Consider the following 525-nt stretch of genomic DNA (forward strand, 5'->3'; position numbering starts at 1 on the left):
ACCAGCCAGAGCAGTTCCTCCCACGACATGTCGAAGGAGAACGACACCGTGTGGGCGATCCGCAGGCGCCGGCCGCCGGCCGAGGCCACCACCGGGTCGAAGATCTCCTGCCGGTGGTTCAACTGCATGTTGGTCAGACCCCGGTACGGCGTCACGACACCCTTCGGACGCCCGGTGGAACCCGAAGTGAAGATCACGTACGCGGCCGCGTCCGGGTCGTAGGGCGCCCGGTACGGCTCGGCGGAGAGGCCGGCCAGCTCGGCGCGGACGTCCTCGGCGTCGAGCAGCACGGTGTTGTCGTGGGCCGGCACCAGGGCGGCGGCGGCGGAGTCGGTGATCAGGCAGGCCGGGGCGGTGTCCTCGACCATGAAGGCCAGGCGCTCGACCGGGTAGTCCAGCTCCAGCGGCAGGTACGCCGCACCGCTGCGCAGCACCGCGAACAGCGACGCCACCATCTCCAGCGAACGCGGCAGCCCCAGCGCCACCACCTGCTCCGGACCGGCACCCCGCGCCACGAACAACCGC

General features: G+C 71.4%; 1 protein-coding gene. It reads right to left on the reverse strand.

Annotated elements, in window-relative coordinates; all coding sequences use genetic code 11:
- Nucleotides 1-525, reverse strand: a 525-nt coding sequence (locus tag PUR56_RS00430) for an AMP-binding protein (RefSeq protein ID WP_329947364.1), incomplete at both ends; no start/stop codon positions are given.

Source organism: Streptomyces sp. BE303 (assembly GCF_036290945.1).
Classification (GTDB): Bacteria; Actinomycetota; Actinomycetes; order Streptomycetales; family Streptomycetaceae; genus Kitasatospora.